The organism is Halomonas sp. NPDC076908, from assembly GCF_050269715.1.
Taxonomy (GTDB): Bacteria; Pseudomonadota; Gammaproteobacteria; order Pseudomonadales; family Halomonadaceae; genus Vreelandella.
Genome location: NZ_JBNNIW010000039.1, coordinates 1 through 23,864, shown reverse-complemented (window position 1 = coordinate 23,864; position 23,864 = coordinate 1). Strand labels below are relative to the sequence as shown.

The 23,864-nt window shown below is 53.9% G+C and carries 16 protein-coding genes, 1 rRNA gene and 1 pseudogene; 9 read left to right on the top strand and 9 right to left on the bottom strand.

Annotated elements, in window-relative coordinates; genetic code table 11:
• Position 1 precedes the first annotated feature (1 nt).
• Positions 2-1,993 (bottom strand): transketolase, encoded by a 1,992-nt coding sequence (gene tkt, locus ACQKE4_RS17480; RefSeq protein WP_427389567.1) that lies wholly within the window; start codon positions 1,991-1,993, stop codon positions 2-4.
• Positions 1,994-2,246: 253 nt separating this feature from the next.
• Between tkt and metK the strand changes: the two genes are divergently transcribed.
• On the top strand, positions 2,247-3,467 hold the full coding sequence (metK, locus tag ACQKE4_RS17475; protein ID WP_427389566.1) for a methionine adenosyltransferase: 1,221 nt from the start codon (positions 2,247-2,249) through the stop codon (positions 3,465-3,467).
• Between the two features lie 138 nt (positions 3,468-3,605).
• On the top strand, positions 3,606-5,282 hold the full coding sequence (gene ligB / locus ACQKE4_RS17470; protein WP_427389565.1) for an NAD-dependent DNA ligase LigB: 1,677 nt from the start codon (positions 3,606-3,608) through the stop codon (positions 5,280-5,282).
• Positions 5,283-5,324: 42 nt separating this feature from the next.
• Here ligB and ACQKE4_RS17465 read toward each other — a convergent pair whose 3' ends face one another.
• Positions 5,325-6,260 (bottom strand): AEC family transporter, encoded by a 936-nt coding sequence (locus ACQKE4_RS17465; RefSeq protein WP_427389564.1) that lies wholly within the window; start codon positions 6,258-6,260, stop codon positions 5,325-5,327.
• A 143-nt stretch (positions 6,261-6,403) separates the two neighbouring features.
• On the opposite strand from ACQKE4_RS17465, the gene metF reads away from it, so the two are divergent.
• The gene (gene metF / locus ACQKE4_RS17460; RefSeq protein ID WP_427389563.1) at positions 6,404-7,246 is read left to right on the top strand and encodes a methylenetetrahydrofolate reductase [NAD(P)H]; all 843 of its coding nucleotides are present in this window, start codon (positions 6,404-6,406) and stop codon (positions 7,244-7,246) included.
• 252 nt (positions 7,247-7,498) lie between these two features.
• Positions 7,499-8,719, top strand: a complete 1,221-nt coding sequence (locus ACQKE4_RS17455) for an SLC13 family permease (protein ID WP_427389562.1) — start codon at positions 7,499-7,501, stop codon at positions 8,717-8,719.
• A 154-nt stretch (positions 8,720-8,873) separates the two neighbouring features.
• Here ACQKE4_RS17455 and ACQKE4_RS17450 read toward each other — a convergent pair.
• The 4 genes and pseudogenes from ACQKE4_RS17450 to prlC all read right to left on the bottom strand — a co-directional run bounded on the left by ACQKE4_RS17450 (position 8,874) and on the right by prlC (position 14,900).
• A pseudogene (locus ACQKE4_RS17450) lies at positions 8,874-11,077 on the bottom strand (TRAP transporter permease).
• Between the two features lie 135 nt (positions 11,078-11,212).
• On the bottom strand, positions 11,213-12,202 hold the full coding sequence (locus tag ACQKE4_RS17445; protein ID WP_427389561.1) for a TAXI family TRAP transporter solute-binding subunit: 990 nt from the start codon (positions 12,200-12,202) through the stop codon (positions 11,213-11,215).
• 316 nt (positions 12,203-12,518) lie between these two features.
• Entirely contained in the window at positions 12,519-12,770 is a 252-nt protein-coding gene (locus ACQKE4_RS17440) for a YheV family putative zinc ribbon protein (RefSeq protein ID WP_427389560.1), read from the bottom strand.
• Between the two features lie 78 nt (positions 12,771-12,848).
• Positions 12,849-14,900, bottom strand: coding sequence for an oligopeptidase A (gene prlC, locus ACQKE4_RS17435; RefSeq protein ID WP_427389559.1), 2,052 nt, complete (start codon positions 14,898-14,900; stop codon positions 12,849-12,851).
• Between the two features lie 205 nt (positions 14,901-15,105).
• Here prlC and ACQKE4_RS17430 point away from each other — a divergent pair, with 205 nt between their 5' ends.
• The 3 genes from ACQKE4_RS17430 to ACQKE4_RS17420 all read left to right on the top strand — a co-directional run bounded on the left by ACQKE4_RS17430 (position 15,106) and on the right by ACQKE4_RS17420 (position 17,851).
• Positions 15,106-16,446 carry a sodium-dependent transporter gene (locus ACQKE4_RS17430; protein ID WP_427389558.1) on the top strand — a complete coding sequence of 447 codons (1,341 nt, stop codon included), beginning with the start codon at positions 15,106-15,108 and terminating at the stop codon, positions 16,444-16,446.
• Positions 16,447-16,528: 82 nt separating this feature from the next.
• Positions 16,529-17,077, top strand: a complete 549-nt coding sequence (locus tag ACQKE4_RS17425; protein ID WP_427389557.1) for a gamma carbonic anhydrase family protein — start codon at positions 16,529-16,531, stop codon at positions 17,075-17,077.
• Between the two features lie 102 nt (positions 17,078-17,179).
• A complete protein-coding gene (locus ACQKE4_RS17420; RefSeq protein ID WP_427389556.1) occupies positions 17,180-17,851 on the top strand; it encodes a metal-dependent hydrolase in 672 nt (223 codons plus the stop codon).
• Here the strand turns inward: ACQKE4_RS17420 and ACQKE4_RS17415 are convergent.
• From ACQKE4_RS17415 to ACQKE4_RS17405, 3 genes are read right to left on the bottom strand one after another with little or no spacing between them, the layout of a single operon-like run.
• Positions 17,827-19,209: a sigma-54-dependent transcriptional regulator gene (locus tag ACQKE4_RS17415; protein WP_427389555.1), complete on the bottom strand. Its 1,383-nt coding sequence runs from the start codon at positions 19,207-19,209 to the stop codon at positions 17,827-17,829. The two genes, ACQKE4_RS17420 and ACQKE4_RS17415, sit on opposite strands and share 25 nt — an antisense overlap.
• Positions 19,202-21,091: a sensor histidine kinase gene (locus ACQKE4_RS17410; protein ID WP_427389554.1), complete on the bottom strand. Its 1,890-nt coding sequence runs from the start codon at positions 21,089-21,091 to the stop codon at positions 19,202-19,204. Before ACQKE4_RS17410 ends, ACQKE4_RS17415 begins: the two co-directional genes overlap by 8 nt.
• A complete protein-coding gene (locus tag ACQKE4_RS17405; protein ID WP_427389553.1) occupies positions 21,088-21,861 on the bottom strand; it encodes a GntR family transcriptional regulator in 774 nt (257 codons plus the stop codon). The genes ACQKE4_RS17410 and ACQKE4_RS17405 overlap by 4 nt, the downstream gene beginning before the upstream one ends.
• A gap of 308 nt (positions 21,862-22,169) precedes the next feature.
• Here ACQKE4_RS17405 and lldD point away from each other — a divergent pair, with 308 nt between their 5' ends.
• Positions 22,170-23,345 (top strand): FMN-dependent L-lactate dehydrogenase LldD, encoded by a 1,176-nt coding sequence (gene lldD, locus ACQKE4_RS17400; protein ID WP_427389552.1) that lies wholly within the window; start codon positions 22,170-22,172, stop codon positions 23,343-23,345.
• Positions 23,346-23,794: 449 nt separating this feature from the next.
• Positions 23,795-23,864 (top strand): 16S ribosomal RNA (locus tag ACQKE4_RS17395); the annotation flags it as partial.

Below are 23,864 nucleotides of genomic sequence, written 5' to 3'. Positions count from 1 at the left end.
CTTAGCCGATCAGTTCGTTAGCTTGCTTAACCACATTTTCAACCGTAAAGCCGAAGTGCTTGAACAGATCACCCGCTGGGGCAGATTCGCCGTAAGTGGTCATGCCGATGACACGGCCTTCCAGGCCAACATACTTGTACCAGTAGTCGGCGTGGGCGGCTTCAATTGCGATACGCTTGGTCACCGCTTTGGGTAGTACGCTTTCACGGTAATCCGCATCTTGACCATTAAAGCGGTAGGCCGACGGCATAGAAACTACGCGCACCGCTTTGCCCTGCTGTTCAAGCTCAGCGGCTGCATCCATTGCAAGCGCCACTTCTGAACCGGTAGCAATCAGAATCAACTCAGGCGTGCTCTCGCTGTCTTTCAGCACATACGCTCCGCGCTGAATAGCGGCTAGCTGTGCTTTAGTCCGCTGCTGATGTGGCAGGTTCTGTCGCGATAGCACCAGCGCCGTGGGGCCCGAGTGTCGCTTAATCGCCGCATCCCAGGAGGCCGCCGTTTCTACCGCATCACAGGGGCGCCAGGTGTTTAGGTTAGGCGTTGTGCGCAGACTGGTAAGCTGTTCAATGGGCTGGTGGGTAGGACCATCTTCACCCAAACCAATGGAGTCATGGGTAAACACGTAAATCACCTGCTGACCCATTAAAGCTGCCATGCGAATTGAATTACGCATGTACTCCATAAAGATCAGGAAGGTCGCACCGTAAGGCACCAAGCCACCGTGGAGTGCGATCCCGTTCATGACCGCACCCATGCCGAACTCACGCACACCGTAGTGCAAGTAGTTACCGCTGGCATCTTCTGGCGTGATCGCTTTAGCGCCTTTCCAGAAGGTTAGGTTAGACGGTGCCAAGTCCGCACTGCCACCTAGCAGCTCAGGCATTTGTGGGCCAATCACGTTCAGTGCTTCAAAGGAGGCTTTGCGCGATGCGATGGTCTCGCCACGCTCTTGGGCCTGCTCAATTAACGCTTCAGTGGCCAGCTCCGTAGGCAGTTGGCGCTTCATGCGGCGCTTAAATTCACGCGCTTCGATTGGGAAGGCTTCCGTGTAGCGAGCAAAGCGCGCTTCCCACTCCTGCTGGCGGGTTTTACCTTCAGCGCGGGCATCCCAAGCAGAGTAAATAGGCTCAGGGATATGGAAGGGGGCGTGGGGCCAGTCTAGCTGTGTGCGAGCCAGTGCCACTTCTTCATCGCCCAGCGGGGCGCCATGGGCGTCCTCTTTACCCTGCTTATTAGGTGCGCCAAAGCCAATGATCGTTTTACAGATAATCAGGCTCGGCTTATCGTCATGGCTCTTGGCAAGCTCGATAGCGGCTTTGACTTCTTCAGGTTTGTGACCGTCAACGTTGGGTACGACGTGCCAGCCGTAGGCTTCAAAGCGCTTGGCGGTATCGTCGGTAAACCAGCCTTCCACTTCGCCATCAATAGAGATGCCGTTGTCGTCATACAGCGCGATCAACTTGCCTAACTGCTGGGTGCCGGCCAGCGACGCCGCCTCATGGGAGATGCCTTCCATTAAGCAGCCATCACCCAAGAAACACCACGTGTGGTGATCAACAATGGTGTGGCCAGGGCGGTTGAACTGCGCGGCTAAGGTTTTTTCAGCAATCGCGAACCCCACCGCGTTGGCAAAGCCCTGACCGAGCGGGCCAGTCGTAGTTTCAATGCCAGGTGCGTAGCCAAACTCAGGGTGGCCTGCAGTGGGCGAATGAAGCTGACGGAAATTCTGCAGCTGCTCCAGGCTTAGCTCGTAGCCACTCAGGTGCAGCAGTGAGTAGAGCAGCATGGAGCCGTGGCCATTAGAGAGCACGAACCGGTCGCGATCAGCCCACTTAGGGTCTTCGGGGTTGTGCTTGAGGTAGTCATTCCATAGCACCTCGGCAATATCAGCCATACCCATGGGGGCGCCAGGATGGCCTGACTTGGCCTTCTGAACGGCATCCATGGAAAGGGCGCGAATGGCATTGGCTAGCTCAAAACGGGATGGCATGGGGGTGCTCCTCGCCTGAAAACAGAAATAATAAAGGCGCTATTGTCGCTGACTTCCCATGTTGCGGCAAATGCAGCGGCAAATCTGATGGCAAATTATAGGATCACGTTATGGGAAGCATCGCCGTCAGCGTGTAGACTCTGCCTCCCGAGGCGGCGCTGCCGCTCTCTAATACGGGCAGGGGCCACCTGCCATGATTTCCTGCTGATGCTGTGGAATACATACAGCCGTCATACAGAGGGTCGAGTGCGCGATGAGCGAATATTCCCTGTTTACCTCCGAGTCTGTCTCTGAAGGTCATCCCGATAAAATTGCCGATCAGATTTCTGACGCGGTACTAGATGCCATAATTGCCCGTGATAAACAGGCGCGTGTTGCCTGTGAAACCATGGTGAAAACCGGCGTGGCGATTATTGCCGGTGAAATTACCACCTCGGCATGGGTCGATTTAGAAACCTTAGTACGCGATGTGATTACCGATATCGGTTACACCTCGTCTGACGTTGGTTTTGATGGCGCGACCTGCGGTGTGATCAACCTAATTGGCAAGCAGAGTGTTGACATTGCCCAGGGCGTTGATCGGAGCAAACCGGAAGACCAGGGCGCTGGCGACCAAGGCTTGATGTTTGGCTACGCAACCAACGAAACCGATTCGTTTATGCCTGCGCCAATCCATTATTCGCACCGTTTGGTCGAGCGCCAAGCCGAGCTGCGCAAAAATGGCCTGCTGCCGTGGCTGCGCCCGGATGCCAAGAGTCAGGTAACTATCCGCTATAACGCCGAAGGCCAGCCCTGTGGTGTTGATGCCATCGTGCTATCTACTCAGCATGACCCTGACATCAATCAGGATGAACTGCGTAAAATGATCAAGCGCGAGATCATTGAGCAGGTGATTCCTGCTCAATGGCTAGATGAGAACACCCAGTACCACATCAACCCCACCGGCAAATTCGTGATTGGCGGCCCGGTAGGTGACTGTGGACTGACCGGACGTAAAATTATCGTCGACACCTACGGCGGTATGGCACGTCACGGTGGTGGCGCGTTCTCGGGCAAAGATCCTTCGAAAGTTGACCGTAGCGCCGCCTATGCGGGTCGCTATGTGGCTAAAAACGTCGTGGCATCGGGTCTGGCAGACAAGTGTGAGATTCAGGTCTCCTACGCCATTGGCGTTGCCGAACCGACCTCGGTCTCCATTGATACCTTCGGTACGGGCAAAATTGACGATGCTAAAATCGTTGAGCTGGTGCGTCAGCATTTCGATCTGCGCCCTTACGCGATCACCAAAATGCTTGATCTGCTGCATCCGATGTACCAACTGACCGCCGCATATGGCCACTTTGGTCGGGCGCCGTTCGAGCATAGCTACACCTGGAGTGACGATAAAGGCCACACGCATACTGAAACCTTTACCGCCTTCCCATGGGAAAAGATTGATAAAGCCGATGCGCTGCGTAAGGCTGCCGGTTTGTAAGACATTCGCTATATCGTTTGTAAGCAATGGATGAAATTGCCCCTTTGGCTTCGGCCGGGGGCTTTTTTGTGGTCAATTTTCATGTCCAATACGCTAGGCTAAGTCTGTTTAATAAAGCTGAATTTAAGTGGGGGCGAAATGGCGATACATGTTTTCGCGTGGCTATTCGGTAGCCTGATAGGGCTTGTCACTTTTTCCGCACACGCTTCCGAGTGCCCTGATTGGTCCGAGGAGCGCCTATTGCGCGAAAGCCAAGCGCTTGCTGAGCATGTTGAATATTGGGACATCGCGTACCACGAGGAGGGCATCTCGCTGATTGATGATGCGCTTTATGACCAGACCGTTGATCGCCTAGCTACTTGGCAGCGCTGCTTAGGTACCCAGCCGAACCATCGCCCTCTCACAAGGGTGACGAGCAGTAGCGGGACCCGTGACCATCCGGCCGCGCAGCGCGGGCTGAATAAAGCCGATGACGATGGCGTGAGGCGCTTTACCAGTCGCCGAAACGACCTATGGATTCAACCCAAAGTAGACGGCGTCGCTATTACCCTGCGCTATGAAGAGGGCGAACTGGTCGAGGCTGTTAGCCGTGGCGACGGTGAGCGTGGCCAGGATTGGACGGCGCGAGCACTTCAGTTACCTGCCGTGCCAAATACGCTGCCCGAGCCTCTTTCTGCCATATTTCAAGGCGAGCTTTATTGGCGTCTAACAGATCACATTCAGTCTCGCTTACCCTCATCCGGCGCGCGTGGTGCGGTAGCAGGCGCCATGGCCCAATCCTCTCCTGAAGCAGCGACTCTTGAGCGTATTGGGCTGTTTATTTGGGATTGGCCCGATGGCCCCACCGAAATGGAAGAGCGTATCGCACGGTTAAGTGTTCTGGGCTTTGATACCGCTGACTACACCTACCCGCTGGATGAGCGTCGCGATGCCGCCTACTGGCGCGATAGCTGGTTTAACGGCCCGCTACCATTTGCCACCGATGGTGTGGTGATCAAGCAAGCTGAGCGCCCAGGCGTACGTCGCTGGTCAACATCTCCACCAGAGTGGGCCATCGCCTGGAAATACCCTTCGCAGCAGGCGCTGGCGGAAGTGCGCGGCGTGGAGTTTCGCGTTGGGCGCACCGGGCGTGTCACGCCACTGGTGTGGCTCAATCCGGTAAAGCTAGAAGGGCGGCGTATCAGCCGCGTTTCGCTTGGTTCCCTGGAGCGCTGGGAAGCGTTGGATGTACGCCCCGGTGACCAAGTAGCCATCACACTCGCCGGGCTGACGATTCCCCAGTTAACCGAAGTCGTATGGCATACCCAGGAGCGTTCGCCACTGAGCGCACCGTCACCGCAAAGGTATCACCTGCTGAGCTGTTTTGAATTAACCCCCGGTTGCGATGAGCAACTGCTAGCGCGGCTTACCTTTCTCGGTCAACAGCTGGGTATGCAAGGCGTGGGTGAGGGTACCTGGCGGGCGCTGATAGAGGCCGGCGCGGTGACTCAGTTATTGGGCTGGCTGGATATTGAACCACGCCAACTGCAGCAAGCGTATGGCATCGGCAATATTAGAGCCGCTGCGCTCATTCGCCAGTTCCAGGCGGCCCAAGGCAGACCGTTTGAGGCGTGGTTGAGTGCCCTTGGCATGCCTCCCGGTGGCAATGCCCGTTTAGGCGACTGGTATACCCTGGCGGGCTACCAGCGCGAAGAGTGGCAAGCCATGCCGGGTGTTGGCCCCGTTCGCGCAGAAGCACTGGTGGCATTTTTTAGCCACCCTGAGGTACAAGATATGGCTGCTCAGCTTAACCAGGCGGGTGTTGAAGGCTTTTAGCGATGCTAGCCGCAGCTCAGCTCAGAGTCGCTAACTCAATAACTAGCCAAGCCCGGTGAGGCGCAGCATTAAACCGAGGTATAGCGGAATCAGCAGTGGCGCTAGCAAGGTGCTGACCAACACGGCCAGGGCGCCTTTTTGCGGCTGAATACCCAACTCCATAGCAACCACGACCACATTCGCAGCCATAGGAACAACGCCCAGCAGTAAAAGTGCCATGGCAAGCTCCGTAGAAAGAGGCGCCAGCCACTGAAGTGCCAATACGGCAAATAACATGGCTAACGGCCATAGTAGATAGCGTAGCCCTAAGCAGGCGGCAACAAAACGGGTATCCCAGGCGGATAGCGTTACTTGGCTAAGCGTCATGCCAATAATCATCATGCCCAATAGTGTGTAGGTGGCGGGGAACACTGCCAAGGAATTCATCATTGAAGCAGGTACGGTTACCTCAAGGGCGCTAAGCAGCAGTGCTAGCAAGAATGCATAGATAAGCGGTAAGCGAGAAATTTTGATCAGGCTCTCGCGCACCGAAAAACGCCCGCGAGCGCTGAGATAAAACCCAACGGTGAATTCGTAAATATTAATCCCCAGCATACAGAACAGGTAAAGGGTAACGCCCTCAGCAGGTAGCAGAATCAACGCAATCGGTAAGCCAAAATAGCCGGTATTGCCCGTCCCTGAAGAGAACGCCAGCAAGGCCGCCTCCTGTTCGCCAAAACGGTGGCGAGCAAGGCGTTGTACGGCCAGGGCCATCAGGCTTGCCAGAATGAATAGCGCTAATGTTAACAACAGATAGTCAGGAGTGGGGCCGCCGTTCATCAGCGCGCGAAAAATGGTAAAGGGGGCAATCAGGTAAACCAGTAACGTAGCGATGGGTCGAGGATCTAATTTAAGCCGCTGCGCAGCCAGCCAGCCTAGCCCTACGTAGCTCAATAACATCAGTAATGGCCCAACCAGCGCTCCAGGTGCAAGATCCATTTACCCTCCCGTCATATGTTTGATGATTCGCTAACATGAGCCGAATTAAAGGCCTAGCGTGGAAACTTTCATTAGCCCCCGCGCCGTGGAACAGCGAGAATACCTCAAAATATCATCACTATTGATCACTTTAAGGAAACCCCATGAGCAGCCACGAGCATCCGTTAGGTATCAGCTTTGAATTTTTCCCGCCCAATACCGATGCTGGGCGTGACAAGCTGATCCACGTTCGCGATGAGCTGGCTGCTCGCAACCCACGCTTTTTCTCGGTGACTTATGGGGCTGGCGGTTCTACTCAAGCGCGTACCCGTGAAGTGGTGCGTGCGGTCAGCGAAAGCGGTATCACGACCGCGCCTCACCTCTCCTGCATTGGCAGTGAGAAAGCGCAGCTACGTGACCTGCTGGCGCAGTATCGTGAGGAGGGTGTAGACAGCCTAGTGGCGCTGCGTGGTGATATGCCGTCAGGGATGGGAAGTATTGGTGAGCTACGTTATGCCAACGAGCTGGTCGAGTTTATCCGCGCTGAAACCGGCGACCATTTCGACATAGCCGTCGCTGCGTATCCAGAATCTCATCCACAGGCAGCCAACCTTGATAAGGATGTGGAAAACTTCGCGCGCAAAATGCAGGCGGGGGCCAATATGGCGATTACCCAGTACTTCTTCACCGCCGATGCTTATTTCAACTTCGTCGATAAAGCCCGCGCGCTTGGCGTTGAGCAGCCGATTATTCCCGGCATCATGCCGATAACCAACTACACCAAGCTCGCGCGATTCTCTGACGCCTGCGGCGCTGAGATTCCGCGCTGGATTCGTAAGCAGTTAGAGTCCTATGGCGACGACAGCGAAGCGATTACTGCCTTTGGTACAGAGGTGGTAAGCCGTCTTTGTCAGCGGTTGTTGGATGGCGGTGCGCCAGGCCTGCATTTCTACACGCTTAACCAAGCCGCACCGGTACTGAAGATTGTTGATAATTTAAGTAGCTAAAATAGATAGTTAGTGTGTTGTAAATACCGCCTTATGAGGTGATATAACGCCATATTTGAGCATCCCCTTATATTCGAGATGAAAAAACCGGCCTGCGGTCTACCCGCCAGGCCGGTTTTTTATGAATGAAGAGAAGGGCCATTGGTTAATTCACCTTGGGTTCAAGTTTGCCCCGTATCATTTTAATCGTCATTAATGTTGTAGCGCAGGCCAGGAGCGCACGTAGATGAAGGCGGAAAGGAGTTTTACACCATGTGGCTGATTACCACCATGTTCGCTATGACGTATTTGGGCATGGCTGCCGGTAGGTTACCCGGTCTTCAGGTTGATCGAGCTTGGATCGCATTGGCTGCCGCCTGTGTGCTGTTGGTATTTGGCGTGGTGCAACTGGATGACATCTCTAGCCACATTGATGTGGGCGCGCTGACCCTACTTTTCGCCCTAATGCTGGTGTCTGCTCAGTTTGGCTTCTCTGGCGTTTATGACCGGCTTTCTGGGTTTATTACCGGGCAGGCAGAGCGCCCTGGCGTGCTGTTGTTGGGGGTGGTACTGCTGGGCGGCGTGTTATCTGCGCTGTTGGTCAATGATATCGTCGCCTTTGCACTGACGCCACTGCTGTGCCAGACCCTGCTAGCGCATGGTTTGGATCCGCGTCCCTTCCTGCTGGCGCTGGCGATGTCCTGTAACGCAGGCTCCGCCGCCAGCCTAATTGGCAATCCACAGAATATTTTGATTGGGCAAGCCGGCGGCTTGGACTTTTGGGGTTACAGTCTACAAGCGCTAGTACCCGCATTAGCGGCCTTAACCATCACCTACTTGGTGATCTGGTTTTCATGGCGACAACGCTGGGTGATCAGTGCTATGCCACCAATGTCAGCGAAGTTAGCGACGTCAGCAATGGCAGAAAGCATGCGCTATAAACCCTTATTAGCGGCCATTGCCTTGCTGGTGCTTTTTTCAACGGGTATTCCAAGGGAGTGGTCCGCCCTGGCAGTTGCCCTTGTATTGATGATGTCCCGACAGGTAGCCAGCCGCCGCTATGTTGAAACCGTAGACTGGAATCTCCTCCTGCTGTTTATCGGTTTATTTATTGTCACCGGCAGTGTCGCTTCCTTGCCCGAGGCGGGCGCTCTGGTAAACCGCCTACTGGGCGAGGGTGGATTGCCCACCAGTGTGTGGAGCATCGCGGGTTTATCGCTGCTGGCGAGCAATGTGATCGGTAACGTGCCCTTTGTGGTGCTGCTGTTAGGGCTGTTCCCCGCACTGCCTGAGTCCACGCTGGTAATACTGGCAGTGATGTCGACCCTGGCCGGTAATCTGCTACTGATTGGCAGCGTAGTGAATTTAATTGTGGCGGAAGGTGCCAAGCGTCAGGGAGTGCATCTTGGCTTTTTTGAGTTTGCCCGCGTTGGCATACCGGTAACGGTGCTGTCTGTCGTGGTGGCTGGCCTCTGGCTCGCTTGGCTCTATTAACGGTGAGAGGGTGTATCCGAAAATAGGCGTGTTTAGGCTTTGCTAGTCGTCTTAACTAAAAAGGCCGGAACGCTAGCGTTCCGGCCTTTTTGTTTGATTGGATTAACCAATCATTCTGCAAACAGCATCAGTGTAATCGCCTTAAACTGTACGCTTAAGCCGTGCTGGGCAGCTTAGTGCCGCTGCCGTGCTGCTTACGCTGCATAAGAAATATCGCGACACCGATCGCAAGACCCGCAATATCGGTATAGATACCGCCATAAATCATAAACATGGCGCCCACCAGCATAATAACGCGTTGCCATGCTTTCACTGGCCCAAAGAACCATGCCTGGACGACGCCAGCCAGCAGAATGATCCCCAGAGAAGCCGTTATTGCGACGCGGGCGATTTGCATTGCGCTGCCTTCCATCAGCATGGCGGGGCTGTAGAAGAACATAAATGGCACGATAAAGGCGGCCAAGCCGATCTTGAACGAGGCAACCGAGGTGCCCATCGCGTTGTCCCCAGAAATGCCTGCCGCTGCATAAGAGGCCAGCGCCACTGGCGGCGTGATGGCCGACATTACCGCGAAGTAGAACACGAAGAAGTGGGCAACAAGCGGTTCAATGCCAATATTGATTAACCCTGGCGCGACGACGGAAGCCGCGACCGCATAAGCGGCGGTAGTGGGCATGCCCATACCCAGCATAATCGAGATGCACATGGCGAAGAACAGCGCCAGCAGTTGGCTGAAACCCGCCAAACCCAGCAGGAGCGAGGAGAAGCGCGCGCCCACGCCTGTCAGCGAGATAACCCCGACAATCAAGCCCGCACAGGCACACACCGCGATAATCTGAATCGACATGGTACCCGCTAGCTGTAATGCCCTCAAAATAGAGCGAATGCCCATTTTATTAGGCGAAATCCAACTGACAACGGCGGCTGAGGCGGTTGCTAAGGTACCCGCACGAATCACCGAGTAGCCCATGAATAGTGCCGCAATCAAAATGATAATCGGGGCGAATAGGTAGGCGTGCTTAGCAAGACGTCGGAATTGTGGGATTTCATCCTTACGCATTCCACGCATGCCTTTCTTGGCCGCTTCAAAGTCGACCATGCAATAGACAGAAAGGAAGTAAAGCGCGGCAGGGATAAGGGCGGCAACCGCAATTTCACGGTAAGGGATACCGGTGACTTCCGCCATAATGAAAGCACCTGCTCCCATGATCGGTGGCATGATCTGGCCACCGGTGGAAGCTGCAGCTTCAATGGCACCCGCACTACGGCCGGAATAACCCACTTTTTTCATCAACGGAATCGTTAACGAGCCGGTAGAAACTACGTTGCCGGCCGATGTGCCGTTGATCATGCCCATCAGGCCAGAGGCAAAAATCGATACCTTAGCCGGGCCACCGCGTGCACGGCCAGCGGCGGCAAAGGCGAAGTTAACAAAGTAATCGCCGACCTTAGATGCCTGTAGGAAGGCGGCAAAAATAATGAACAAAATAATATACGTTGATGATACGGCGGTGGTCTGTCCAAGTACGCCTGTATCGGTGTAAACCTGACTGAAAAAGCGCCCTACAGAGAGGCCGGGGTAGCTTAAGAAACCTGGCAGGTAAGGTCCACCAAATACATAGGCAAGGAAAATTGCCGAGATGATCACCAATGCATTGCCAGCCACACGGCGGGTAAGCTCAAGGATGAGCAGCGAACCTGCGATAGCGGCGTAGGAGATACCCATCGGCGCAAAGGAGGTGCCGGTCGACATCCGCAGTGGCGTGTTATAAATCACCAAGAAGTAGCCCGCGCTTGCTAACGCACAGACCATTAGCACCAAATCCGGTAAGGCAAACTTAGTACGTACCTGACGATAAACCCAAGATAGGCCAATGGCGGCCACAGTAGCTGCAATCAGCGGGTAACCAAAGTGCCATGCTTCGATATGCGGCTCAATACGCATCGCTCCACCGGCGATGGTTTGCCACATCAAGACCGTTTGCAGTAATGCATAGCCAGCAAGCAGCAAAAACAGGGAGCTCAGCACCGTTGCCACATAGGTGCGGTAGCTGCGTCATCACTAGCAAAGCGGGCGCCGGTAAATAAACCGAAACCCAGAATAAGAGCGCCTGCAACGTGAATAATACGGTATGACCAGGTTTCCATTGGCAGGACGTTTAACGTCACCAAATGGAACACGGCATAGATAATGGCTAGACTAGCAAAAAGTGCCCATTGCCAGCCGGTAAAAATGCGGCGGTTGGGTTCGACAATTTCTTCATCAACACCTTCAGCCAAAATCGCTGCAGCGTTTTTCTCTTCCACAGGATCACTGGAAGTTACAGCCGGGTTAGGGCTGTCAGGGTTATTGCTCATGATACGTCACCCTTGGGTGTGGAACATCAGCGTGACTAGCGTTGCTAGATCAGCAATTTATGAAGTACGGAGAGTGTAGGAAGGGCCGGCCCTGTAAATTCAGGAGCCGGCCCTTTCATGCAGCTAACTTAGTTATTACTGGCTAATCATATCGTCGGCAATTTCATAGCCGTTTTCGTTGAACCAGCGAGCAGCACCTGGGTGGAACGGCATAACGGTGTTGTAAACGATGTTTTCAGGAATTGATGTTTCAGCACTACGGTGAACTGACATCATGCGGTCATTGTTTTCCATAGTGATGCGAGTTGCTTCGTAAACGAAGCTTTCAGGCAGGTCACAGGCAGCAATGGCGAAGTTCCACATGGATACAGCGCGGGCATCTTCTTCCAGCGTTTCGTAAGTATTGGCGGGAATCATAAATTCAGAAACCGGGAAGGCATCAATGATTTGCGCCTGCTCTTCTTCGCTGAATTCAATGATGTTGACGTCAGTCTGTACTTCCAACTGGCTAACGGCGGGGATCGGGACGCCAGCAGCGAAGGCAACAACGTCTAACAGGCCGTCCTGCAACTGGCCACCGAGGTCAGACCAACCGCCATTGCGGCGCTCAAAGTTAACGCCTAACTCTTCCAAGATAGCAGGGAAGTAAACATCAGAAGTTGAGCCTGAAGGGCCGAAACCAATGCGCGAGCCATCAGGAATGTCAGAAATTGAGGTAATACCAGAGCTAGACAGCGCGGTCACTGAGAATGGTGTTTCGTACATTGGGAACATTGCGCAGGCGTTATCCATTACAACACCCGGTGCCAACGGACTTTCGCCATTCATTGCGTCTGCAGCAGGACCCATGGTGGTCATACCAAATGCCAGATCGCCATTGTGTACAAGTGCTAAGTTCTGAGTGGGGCCGCCGGTGACTTCGCCGCCGCCAGTAATATCACCGAGCTGATCAGCAATCAGGTTTGCCCAACCAGAGCCATAGATGTAGAAGGTGCCGCCTTGGCTAGCAGTACCAATAGTAAAGCTGGATGGCCAGCCCTCACGGTCCACTTCAGCATGAGCGGCGGCGGCGATTAGCGCGCCACCAGCAAGTAAGGCGAAGGATTTAGGCATCATATTACGCATGGCGAGAATTCCTAGCTGTTATTAGGGTTATATACTGATGGTAGCTGTGGATACGGTCAGCTAATCATGCATTAAGCAGTTATGCCTTTATATAAGAGCAATAGTTGTGCCAGTTAATATAATTTTAATAAAAAACAATAACCTATAATTTTTTTATTAAACTTTGGTGGAAAGCCATGAGGTCTGAAGTGTCCGATAGTTCGCACGTTGAGGGGTTTTTAGTGTGCGAATTTCCGCACACTTTTGAGGGTGAGTATCAGCAGAGGGCGGATATATTAGGGGGGGAGTGGTGTATCAAACAGCCAGAGTTGATGTACTAACGGGTTTTTTTACCTGGATCAAGAATGCGCACGGGCTGAATATCCTGCTGCTTCTGATCGTCACGCACCTGATTAACGCGGGTAGTCATTTCGGTCAGCGCATCATCTTCAATTGGCAATTGTTCAAAGAAGTCACAGCTGACGCACTCGCGATAGCGAATACCGTTCTGTTCCCAGGCGCGGATACGATCCATCGCCGCGCAGCGCGGGCATGTAACGCCCGCAATAAAGCGCTTAATAGTCGTCATGCAAGGCTCCTAGACGCTGCATTCGCGGTGCCTTAAACGCCGCGAATGCAGAAAGTGGTTAATGTTATAGAAAGAGCATTAAGCGGCGCGAATGCCGCTATGGCGTAGCAGCGGCTCTACGCTGGGCTCGCGGCCCCGGAAGGCGACAAACAGTTCCGCCGCATCACGCGCGCCACCCTGCTCTAAAATTTCATTGCGAAAGCGCTGGCCCGTTTCGGGGTCAAAGATGCCTGCTTCTTCAAAGGCACTCCAGGCATCTGCGGAAAGCACTTCCGCCCACTTGTAGCTGTAGTATCCGGCAGCGTAGCCGCCAGCAAATACGTGACCAAAGCTATTTTGGAAGCGGTTGAACGCTACCTTGGGCAGCACTGACACTGCGTCGCGCACCTCATCTAATAGTGCCTGTACGTCGCTGGCGCTAGGGGCACTTAGCTCATGATGCAAACGCAAATCAAACAGCGAAAACTCAATTTGGCGCATCATGCCCATGGCGGATTGGAAATTCTTCGCCGCCTGGAGGCGCTCCAGTAGCTCTGCGGGTAGCGATTCGCCGCTATCTACATGTTTAGCGAGCAGATCTAACCCTTCACGCTCCCAGCAGTAGTTTTCCATAAACTGGCTGGGCAGCTCGACCGCATCCCAAGCAACGCCATTAATACCGGAGATATCAGCAATATGCTGTTTGGTCAGCATATGGTGTAGGCCGTGACCAAACTCGTGGAACAGCGTGGTCACTTCGTCGTGGGTGAGTAGGGCAGGACGGCCACCTACGGGGGCGGTGAAGTTGCAGGTTAAAAAGGCAACCGGCAGTTGAATACCTTGATCCGTTTGGCGACGTACCCGGCAATCCGCCATCCAGGCGCCACCACGCTTACCTTCACGAGCGTAAAGATCGAGATAAAAGCCTGCAATCGGCTGACCGTGTTCGGTAATTCGAAAGTAGCGCACGTCAGAGTGGTAGCGGGGTGCCTCGGTATCTTCTTCAACGCTTACGCCGTAAAGGCGTTCAACGACCTGAAATAACCCATCGACGACCACCCGTGGTGCAGGGAAGTAGGGGCGCAGTTGCTCTTGGGAAATAGCATGACGCGCTTCGCGGAGTTTTTCACTGGCATAGGCAACATCCCACGGCGCTAATGACGCTAGGCCTAGCTCGTCACGTGCATAGGCAGTTAATTCTGCAAGCTCTTCCTTGGCTTGTGGCAGCGCGCGTTGGGCCAAGTCATTAAGAAAGTCGAGGACCTGCTCAGGGGAGTCAGCCATCTTGGTGGTCAGTGAGAAATCGGCGTAGGTGGCAAAGCCCAGCAACTGAGCGATTTCATTACGCAGCGCCAGAATCTCTTCCATAATGGCGGCGTTATCAAATTTACCCGCATCTGGTCCTTGATCTGAGGAACGGGTGACAAAGGCGGTATATACCTCGCGGCGTAGCTCGCGGTTGTCTGCGTAGCTAACCACGGGGAAAAAACTGGGGAAATCCAAGGTAATACGGTAACCCGCCACGCCCTTAGCTTCGGCGGTCGCTTTTAACGTCTCAAGTGCGCTTTCCGGCACACCTGCTAGGGCTTCCTGGCTATCAATATCTTTATGCCACGCCTGGGTGGCGTCCAGAACGTTATTTGAGAACTGGTTTGACAGCATTGAAAGTCGAGACTGAATGTCACCGTAGCGTGCTTTCTTATCAGCGGGCAGGTCGACGCCCGCCAAGCGGAAATCACGCAGGGCGTTCTCAACGGTGCGCCGCTGGGCGGCATCCAGGTCTTTCCAGGCAGGCCCTTCTTGCAACGCTTGCCAGCCTTTAAAAAGCCCTTCGTGCTGGCCTACCCAGGTGCCAAACGCTGAGAGTTGCTCAAGGCAGGCTTGATAGGCTTCACGCAGCTCTGGCGTATTCATGGTGCCGTTCAGATGAGAAACCGGTGACCATGCTTGGGTAAGCCGATCATTGACCGCTTCAAGCGGCGCCGCAAAATTTTCCCACGTTGGCGGGGTGGCGGCCGCCTGTTTGGCAAGACGATCAATGGCTTCGCGACTTTCACTCAAAAGCGTTTCCACGGCGGGCTCCACGTGCTCGGCGCGAATCTCAGTGAAAGGGGGTAGCTCGTGCGTCTCAAGCAGCGGATTGGTGGACATAGGCACCTCAAGTGGAAGCGTTTATAAAAACGTTAGGGGGGCGCAAAACGCGCGACTATGATGACACAGTGCGGGCGGTGGGGCCTTGTTTCAAGACCAACCTCAATGCCAGGCTCAATGCTTGTTTCAACACCAGGGTTTGGCCTGCACGCATGCGCCTGCTAGTCTTGCCGCCTTTTAATGCCATCAACGGCAGGAGCATGTAATGAGCGAGACGCTTGAGCGCTGGGGGTCGAAGCGGGCCTTTATCTTGGCGGTAACGGGTGCTGCGGTAGGGTTGGGCAACATCTGGCGCTTTCCCTATGTGGCCGGGGAAAATGGCGGTGCGGCGTTTTTGCTGATTTACGTAGCGTTTGTAGTGCTGCTAGGCATTCCCGTCATGATGGCCGAGATATTGATTGGCCGAGCGGGGCGGCGGGGGCCAATGCAAGCCTTGGGCGCGTTGGCTGCAGAGGCTGGCGCATCTCCTCACTGGCGCTGGCTGGGGGTGTTTGGGGCATTCACCGTGTTTTGCATTTTGTCGTTTTACTCGGTGGTGTCTGGGTGGTCGATTGAGTTCTTGGTTGCCTCTATTAACGGCAACTTTAATGGGGCAAGTGCCGCTGAGATTGGCGCGGGATTTGACGCCTTTTTAGCTAATCCGGGATTGCTGATTTTTAATCATTCGCTGTTTCTATTTATGACCATGACAGTGGTAGCGGCAGGCGTTGCTAAGGGGTTGGAACGGCTGAATAACCTGTTGATGCCGCTGCTTTATCTGCTACTGCTGTTATTGGCAGGCTATGCCGCCACCACGGATGGCTTTAGCACTGCATTGGCGTGGTTGTTTTTACCCTCTTTTGAAGCGGTGACACCTTCAGTGGTGGTGCATGCGATGGGGCACGCATTCTTTACCTTAGCGGTTGGCGCCTGTGCCTTGATGGCCTATGGGGCTTATATGCCTGAAGAGCAGAGCTTGCCCAGGGCTGCGGTGGCGGTAGCAGTGCTCGATATCAGCGTGGCACTGTTAGCCGGCATTGCTATATTTTCAGTAGTATTTGCGCAAGGCATGGACCCTGCCGACGGGCCAGGCCTAATGTTTGTGACCTTACCTATCGCATTTTCTGAGCTGCCGTGGGGTTCTGTGTGGCTAAGCGTGTTCTTTTTATTACTGCTGCTGGCTACTTGGACTTCCGCGATTAATTTAGCCGAGCCAATGGTAGCTACCTTGCAGGGACTGGGGTTGCGGCGCAGTATTTCGACCGCCATTGTGGCGTTAAGCGTGTGGCTGATTGGGCTTTTATCGGCTTTCTCTTTCTCTACGCTTGCCGAGTTCCGGCCGCTGTTAGGTCGTAACGTATTTGAGCTGGTCAGCAGTATTCCGCCGGATATTTTTCTGCCTTTGGGTGGTTTGATGATTGCCATTTTTGCGGCATGGGTAATGCCTCAAGAACGTGTGGTACGTGCATTGGGTGTTGGGGAGAGTGGCTACCTAGTGTGGCGTAATATCATCCGTTGGGTGTCGATCCCATTGACCTTTATTGTCCTATTGGCTGGGTTGCTATAGTGATTTCAAGGCGCCGTGAGTTAAAGGCTCAGATAGGTCGCCGCGCTATTGAATGACCCAGTCAATCTCTTAGGAGTGAGTTATGAGCAGCAGTGCACTAAGAAACTATCAAGGTGTTTCTCCCCGTTTGGGAGAGCGGGTGTATGTTGATCCAGCCAGTGTGGTGATTGGTGACGTTGAAATGGGCGATGACTGCTCAGTTTGGCCGATGACCGTTATTCGCGGTGATATGCATCGTATTCGTATCGGCGCGCGCACCAGCGTTCAAGATGGCAGTGTGCTACATATTACCCACGCAAGTGACTTCAGCCCTGGGGGATTTCCGCTCACTATCGGTGACGATGTGACCATCGGGCATAAAGCGATTCTTCACGGTTGCACGCTGGGCAATCGAATATTGGTAGGTATGGGCGCGATAGTGATGGACGGTGCGGTGGTGGATGACGAAGTCATTATTGCTGCAGGTGCCGTGGTAACACCCGGTAAGCATTTGGAAAGCGGTTATGTTTATGCTGGCAATCCAGCCAAAGCACTGCGTCCGTTGAAAGAAAAAGAGCGTACTTTCTTCCCCTATACCGCAGGCAACTACGTTAAATTGAAAGACCGCTTTCTGGCGGACGCCTCACTTTAAATTTTCCGCTAAGCGGTTGCCTAGCCAATCTTTTTTATAAAATAGTCATGTCGCGGTAGTTGGAAATCTGTTAATTTATACAGTTTTCCAGGGTGCCGTATCATGGCTAATTTTCGCACGCATATTACAGTGGCAGCGGCGGGCGGCATGTTGGTGGCTTATGGGGGCTGGCAAGTCGAATGGTGGCTTCCTTCACAGGCGGTATTAGTGATCGCCTTGGTGTCGTTTGGGGGCATTTTGCCCGACATTGATGCCGATCGCTCTCACTCTATTCGATTGATTTTTAACCTACTGTCAGTGCCAGCGCTGGTGTTGGGAGCGCTGCTGTTGCAGCCGTGGCTGACCCCTGGTGCGCTGCTAATTGCCTGTGGGGGTATTTACTTCAGCGTTCGTTATTTGGCCGGGGTGCTGTTTTCCCGCTTTACCGTTCACCGCGGTATTTGGCACTCGCTGTTGGCAGGTAGCTTATGTGGCCTGGCAACCGCGGCGTTAAGCTTTAACTTGCTTGACCAGCCCGCGTGGCTGGCGTGGTCTCATGGGGGAGCCGTGCTGTTGGGATTTATCATCCACCTGGGGCTAGATGAAATATACAGCGTTGATCTTGAAGGCGCGCGGTTTAAGCGCTCGTTTGGGACGGCGCTTAAGCTCGGTGATAGTCGTCGCCCGATGTCCAACCTACTGATGCTAATTGCAACATTAACGCTGGTGCCTTGGGCACCGCCTTGGGCGGTACTGGGTGAATTACTCCATCAAGGCTCGCTGTTATGGCGGTAGTCATCAGCATTAAGGCCGTGCCTTTTCAGCTTGTCATAAAAGGTCTTACGCGGAATGCCCAAGTGGCGGCAAACATCGGTTACCCGGCCGTGGTAACGTGCTAGTGATTGACTGATCAGGCTCTTTTCAAACAACTCTACCTGGCGTGGCAGGGTAGGCTCCTTGGTATCGGCATTGACACCTTCCAGCAGTGCATCCAGGCGATAATCAAAGGCCGCACCTAATAATACGTACCGCTCGGCGAGGTTGCGTAGTTCGCGCACGTTGCCGGGCCAGTCATGGGCAAGCAAGGCGGCAATGTCTGGGCTGTCTAGAGTAGGTGCTTCAAGCCCGCTACGGTTGGCGGCAACGACGGCAAAATGCTGGAACAGTAACGGGATATCCTCACGCCGCTCGCGCAAAGCGGGCAGTGGCAGGGTGACCACGTTCAGTCGGTAATACAGATCCTCACGGAAATAGCCCTCTTCAGCAGCGGTTTTGAGATCCACCTTAGTGGCTGCAATCACACGGATATCCAGTGGAACGGTTTCGTTAGCGCCAAGGCGTTCAACGCTGCGCTCCTGCAGAACGCGTAGTAGCTTTACTTGCAGCGCCATAGGCATCGATTCGATTTCATCTAGAAACACCGTGCCGCCGTTAGCGTGCTCAAACTTACCGATGCGCCGCTCTACGGCACCGGTGAAGGCGCCTTTCTCATGGCCGAACAGCTCTAACTCAATGGTGTTTTCGGGCACTGCGCCGCAGTTAATCGCCATGAATGGGCTGTTACGTCGCACGCTACGCTCGTGAATCGCACGGGCCACTAGGTCTTTGCCAGTGCCTGTTTCGCCAAACAGCAGCACATCGGCTTCTACTTGGCTGATACGCTGGATCATGGCCGCCAGTCGCGAAATGACCGCTGTGCGGCCAACCAGCCGTGGACCTAAGGCGGCCTGTTGCACTTCCAGCTCGGCTTTAAGCCGGTGATTTTCTAAGCTGAGCTGGCGCTTTTCAATGCCCCGGCGCACCACGTCCAGCAGTTGGTCGCCAGCGAAGGGCTTCTCAAGGAAATCCCAAGCGCCGGCCCGCATGGCCTCTACCGCAGTGGAAATATCGCCATGGCCGGTAATTAAAATAATCGGCAGGGTGGCATCGCGGCTGTGCAGCTCGTGCAGCAGTGCCATGCCATCCATGCCCGGCATGCGAATATCACTCACAATGACCCCGGGGAAGTCTGGGGGCAGCGCTGCTAGCGCTTGTTCCGCCGATTCAAAACAGAAAGGCGTGTAGCCTGCGAGCTCTAAGGTTTGGCTGGCGGTGATACGCAGGTGCGGTTCGTCGTCGATCACCATGACCGGCAGCGTCGACGGCTCATGCATAAGAAGAACTCTCCTGGGGTTGGGTTAACGGTGAGTGGGGCAGGGTAATGGTAAAGCATGCGCCCCCTTCGGGTTGATTGACTACCTGCAGTTTACCGCCCAAATCGTCCATGATGCGCGAGGAAATAGACAGCCCTAGCCCTAGACCGCTCCCCGGGGCCTTGGTGGTAAAGAAGGGTTCAAAAATATGCCCAATATGCTCTTGAGGAATACCGGGGCCGTTATCAGCGACACTGATAATGACGTGATGTTGATAAATATGCGCCCCTAGGGTGAGTTGTGCAGCAGGTGATGCTTTCATTGCCTGCAGCGCATTGCTGATCAAATTAACCAATACCTGCTCTAGGCGTACTAAGTCACCTTTTACCCAGAGCGTTTCATCGGGCCAGTCCTGGACAATGGTGATATTGCTTTCGCGCAGGCGGCTCTGAAACAGACGTAGGGCATAGTCGATACATGCTTGAATGGAAATAGTCTCTTGGCGCTCGCTACTTTTACGTGAGAACTGGCGTAGCTGCGCGCTGATATCCGCCATACGTTCAGTGAGCTCAACAATTTGCTCAAGATTCGCGTCTGCTTTTTCGTAGCGTGCTAACGCCATAAAGCGACGGGCGTTTTCACCGTAAGCGCGAATGGCCGCCAGTGGCTGATTGAGTTCGTGGTTGATGCCTGCTGCGAGTTGGCCCAATACGGCGAGCTTGGCTGCTTGAATAAGCTCATCCTGGGTTTGTCGCAGATTGGCCTCTGCGCGACGGCGCTCTTCAATTTCACCTGAAAGGCGTTGGTTACTGGCGACCAGGTCGCGGGTACGTCGTTCAACGCTGACCTCTAATTCATCACGCACACGAGCCAAGGTGTGACGCTCGCGTTCAGCAAATGCTTCTCGCTCGCGGCGCAATCGTAGGCGCTGCCAGCCAATGCCAGCGCCAAGAGTGACCACGCCGTAAAGGCCGCCTGCCATGAGAGCTGCAATCCACTGAGCGCTAATCACGGGGGTTAGCGGCTTTAAAATATGCATTTTCCAGCCAAACTCGGGAATAGGCCGGGTAATGCTTAAGTAACTTCCTCCGCTCAGTGGTCCATGGGCAAAACTGACTAAATAACTGCCAAGGCCGTAGGGCGTTTCAAGCTCGAGCCCTGAAGGTGACAGTGGCTCCATGGCATAGCGCCGCGTGGCTCTTAATGCTTCGCGCTCTTCTTCGTTGAGTGGGTACAGCGCGTTCATACGTAGCTCAGGGTGGCTGGCCATAAAGATAATATTGTCGCTGTCAGTCACAAACAGCTCCGCGTCTTGCTCCGCCCAGCTCTCTTCTACGTCGTCCAGGAGTACTTTAATAACCAATACCCCATCAGGTTTTGCATCTGGCGAGGTGTCGTCGAGCCAAACCGGCGCTGAAAAGAAGTAGCCTCGTTCCAGCGATTGGGTGCCCAGCCCATAAAAGCGACCTTGTCTGCCCTCGATAGCTTCTGAGTAATAGCTTCGAAAAGCGTAGTTATGACCGATAAAGGTATTGGGACGGTGCCAGTTGCTGGCGGCAATCGTATAGGCATCACGATCAAGCAGATAAACGTCGGAGACGCCTGCCGTAAAGCGGAAGCGATCAAGAAGCAAGTTAAGCGACATAGGGTCTTGGCCATCGGGAGACGCAAGAAAGCGTTGAATCCCCTCCCGAGTTGCTAACATTTGTGGCAAGTAGTCGTAGCGCAGTAAGTAACCATTCAGGTTGGCCGCAGATAAGCGTAACTCGTTCTCTGCGTCATCCTGCAAGTTTGATAGCGCCTGCTCACGGGCAAGCAGAGCCGCTTGCCACATGCAAAAAACAAGGCCTAAGGTTATTACCATTATCCACAGCAGGCGCCAGCGGAACGATTGGCTGATCATGCCGATGCACTGCTTGTGCCCTGAGCACGGCGAAGGGCACGCTGCGCCCGCGTTTCAGCACGTGCCATTTCTAATAAACCTTCTTCAACGAACACAAGGTGCTCGTGGGCGCGAGCGCGGGCATCCTCTGCGCGGCCGTCTAAAATGGCGTCTAATAGCCTGCGGTGCTGCTGCATGAGCTGACTACGTGAACCCGGCTTGGCAAATAAGTGTGCCAAATTATTCACAATGCTTTTTTCAAGCAGGTGAAAAATGCCACGAATCGTATGCAGTAATAGAACGTTGTGCGCGGCTTCGGCAATGGCAAGGTGGAATGCGGCGTCTAATTTTGCTTCCTGAATAGGGTCGGCGCCTGCAAAACCGCCGTCGAGCTCTTCAAAGCGCTGAATCAGTAGGGCTTTATCAGCAGGAGTCGAGCGGAGCGCAGCGTAATAAGCAGATATTCCTTCCATCGCATCGCGAAATTCGAGCAAATCTAAATTGAACTCGTCATGGCGTGAGAGCATTTCCAGCAGCGGATCAGTGTAGCCGTTACTGAGGTCATTATTGACAAAGGTGCCGCCCCCTTGTCGGCTGGTTAGCAGCCCTCGGGCCGCTAATTTTTGAATCGCTTCGCGTAATGAAGGGCGAGATACGCCAAAGCGTTGGGCTAATTCACGCTCAGGGGGAAGGCGTTGTCCTGGCTTTAAACTGCCTTCCAGCATCATTGCTTCTAGACGTTCGGTGATAACGTCAGCTAAGCGTTGTTGGCGGAGCGGTGGATAGCTCATATTGACTGGACCTCTAATTGGTAAGACCAATATTAAAAGCTTTGAAGGGTTAGCTCAAGGGTTAGCTCAAGGGTTAGCAACAAGCAAATGCTATGCTTTAGGCGCGGGATGATGAGGCTTTAAACTAAAGTATAGAGCCGTTAAATGGCGTTATGCTGCATCATGGTTTGACGCTTATCGAGCGCTTCACTAGTGTCGATACGATAGATTTTTGTAAATTGGTAAAACCAATCACTGGGCGTTCGACACAGATTTTTCGATGGCCACTTATAAATAGTAACTAGCGCCTCCATTGCATAGGGCTCGTCATGATCATTTCAGCATCTACCGACTACCGCCAAGCCGCCAAACGCCGCATACCTCCTTTTCTTTTTCACTATGCCGACGGCGGGTCTTACGCGGAGCATACATTGCGGCGTAACGTCGAGGATCTTGCCGGGGTTGCGCTGCGTCAGCGCGTGCTAAAAGATATGTCGTCGCTATCACTAGAAACCGAGCTGTTCGGTGAAAAGCTTGCCATGCCTATCGCTCTCGCTCCGGTGGGGCTGGCAGGCATGTATGCAAGGCGTGGCGAAGTGCAGGCGGCGAGGGCGGCGACTAAGAAAGGTATACCGTTTACGCTCTCGACGGTATCGGTATGTCCCATCGGCGAAGTAGCCGCGGCCGTTGATAGGCCGATCTGGTTCCAGCTGTATGTGTTGAAGGACCGGGGTTTTATGAAGCATGTTCTTGAACGAGCTAAGGCTGCGGGTGTTAAGACGCTGATCTTTACCGTCGATATGCCTGTGCCTGGAGCGCGTTATCGTGATGCTCATTCAGGGATGAGCGGTAAGAGTGGCCCAATGAGGCGCATGCTTCAGGCTGCCATGCATCCTCTGTGGGCCTGGGATGTGGGTATTCATGGACGCCCTCATGACTTGGGTAACGTGTCCGATTATCGCGGTAAGCCAACGGAGCTTGAGGACTATATTGCTTGGCTTGGTGATAACTTTGATCCATCTATCTCTTGGAAAGACCTGGAGTGGATTCGTGAGCAGTGGGATGGCCCGATGATCATTAAGGGGATACTCGATCCTGAAGATGCCCGTGATGCTGTTCGCTTCGGCGCGGATGGAATCGTGGTATCTAACCATGGTGGTCGCCAGCTCGACGGTGTTCTTTCTAGCGCTCGTGCTTTACCTGCTATCGCTGATGCGGTTAAAGGTGATTTGGCCATTCTGGCCGATTCCGGTATTCGCAGCGGCCTTGATGTTGTGCGAATGATTGCAATGGGCGCCGATACTGTACTGATCGGGCGTGCCTTCATCTATGCACTGGCCACTGCTGGTGAGGCAGGCGTTTCCAATATGCTCAATCTCTTTGAAAAGGAAATGCGCGTTGCGATGACCCTCACAGGGGCGCGAAGCATTGCTGAGCTTGGATTAGATTCGCTGGTGCCGGATTCGATTCATGGTCTAAAGAGTGGCATTGGTAGCTCAATTTAAATCCATGTCAAAAAGCGCTTGCCAACCCGGCCCTGAATCCGTAAAGTACGCATCCGCTGCCGGGGGCGCCAAACGTTACCAGCGGTGAAAGAGGTTGAAAACCTCTGGTTTGTCAGGAAGTTAGCGCCGTCTTGTTATAGATTAGATCGCTCGCTTCACTCGCTGAAAACAGCGGTTGACAACCACCCGGAAATGCGTAGAATACGCCTTCCTCGCTGAGGCAACACGGTTCAGGTCATCGAGCCAGCACAGCGAAACAGCTCTTTAACAATTTGATCAGGTAATTCATGTGGGCGCTTGCTGATGTGGTGACAAGTCACCAAATATCAAGGCAAGCGGTCATGACAATGTAAATTGAAATGAATTCGTTTGAACCTTGAGCCAAGTTTGATCCGCTTTTGCTGTCTTCGGCGAGTCCTTAGAGAGCGAGTAAGGATCACAATGATTTTAAACTGAAGAGTTTGATCATGGCTCAGATTGAACGCTGGCGGCAGGCCTAACACATGCAAGTCGAGCGGT

What these genes read in the sequence shown, in the direction of transcription:
- ligB (WP_427389565.1), top strand. Translation starts at nt 3,606, where the DNA reads ATGGCGATACATGTTTTCGCGTGGCTATTCGGTAGCCTGATAGGGCTT.
- ACQKE4_RS17440 (WP_427389560.1), bottom strand. Translation starts at nt 12,770, where the DNA reads ATGACGACTATTAAGCGCTTTATTGCGGGCGTTACATGCCCGCGCTGC.
- metK (WP_427389566.1), top strand. Translation starts at nt 2,247, where the DNA reads ATGAGCGAATATTCCCTGTTTACCTCCGAGTCTGTCTCTGAAGGTCAT.
- ACQKE4_RS17465 (WP_427389564.1), bottom strand. Translation starts at nt 6,260, where the DNA reads ATGGATCTTGCACCTGGAGCGCTGGTTGGGCCATTACTGATGTTATTG.
- ACQKE4_RS17430 (WP_427389558.1), top strand. Translation starts at nt 15,106, where the DNA reads ATGAGCGAGACGCTTGAGCGCTGGGGGTCGAAGCGGGCCTTTATCTTG.
- ACQKE4_RS17420 (WP_427389556.1), top strand. Translation starts at nt 17,180, where the DNA reads ATGGCTAATTTTCGCACGCATATTACAGTGGCAGCGGCGGGCGGCATG.
- ACQKE4_RS17405 (WP_427389553.1), bottom strand. Translation starts at nt 21,861, where the DNA reads ATGAGCTATCCACCGCTCCGCCAACAACGCTTAGCTGACGTTATCACC.
- tkt (WP_427389567.1), bottom strand. Translation starts at nt 1,993, where the DNA reads ATGCCATCCCGTTTTGAGCTAGCCAATGCCATTCGCGCCCTTTCCATG.
- prlC (WP_427389559.1), bottom strand. Translation starts at nt 14,900, where the DNA reads ATGTCCACCAATCCGCTGCTTGAGACGCACGAGCTACCCCCTTTCACT.
- lldD (WP_427389552.1), top strand. Translation starts at nt 22,170, where the DNA reads ATGATCATTTCAGCATCTACCGACTACCGCCAAGCCGCCAAACGCCGC.
- ACQKE4_RS17455 (WP_427389562.1), top strand. Translation starts at nt 7,499, where the DNA reads ATGTGGCTGATTACCACCATGTTCGCTATGACGTATTTGGGCATGGCT.
- ACQKE4_RS17425 (WP_427389557.1), top strand. Translation starts at nt 16,529, where the DNA reads ATGAGCAGCAGTGCACTAAGAAACTATCAAGGTGTTTCTCCCCGTTTG.
- ACQKE4_RS17415 (WP_427389555.1), bottom strand. Translation starts at nt 19,209, where the DNA reads ATGCATGAGCCGTCGACGCTGCCGGTCATGGTGATCGACGACGAACCG.
- ACQKE4_RS17410 (WP_427389554.1), bottom strand. Translation starts at nt 21,091, where the DNA reads ATGATCAGCCAATCGTTCCGCTGGCGCCTGCTGTGGATAATGGTAATA.
- ACQKE4_RS17445 (WP_427389561.1), bottom strand. Translation starts at nt 12,202, where the DNA reads ATGCGTAATATGATGCCTAAATCCTTCGCCTTACTTGCTGGTGGCGCG.
- metF (WP_427389563.1), top strand. Translation starts at nt 6,404, where the DNA reads ATGAGCAGCCACGAGCATCCGTTAGGTATCAGCTTTGAATTTTTCCCG.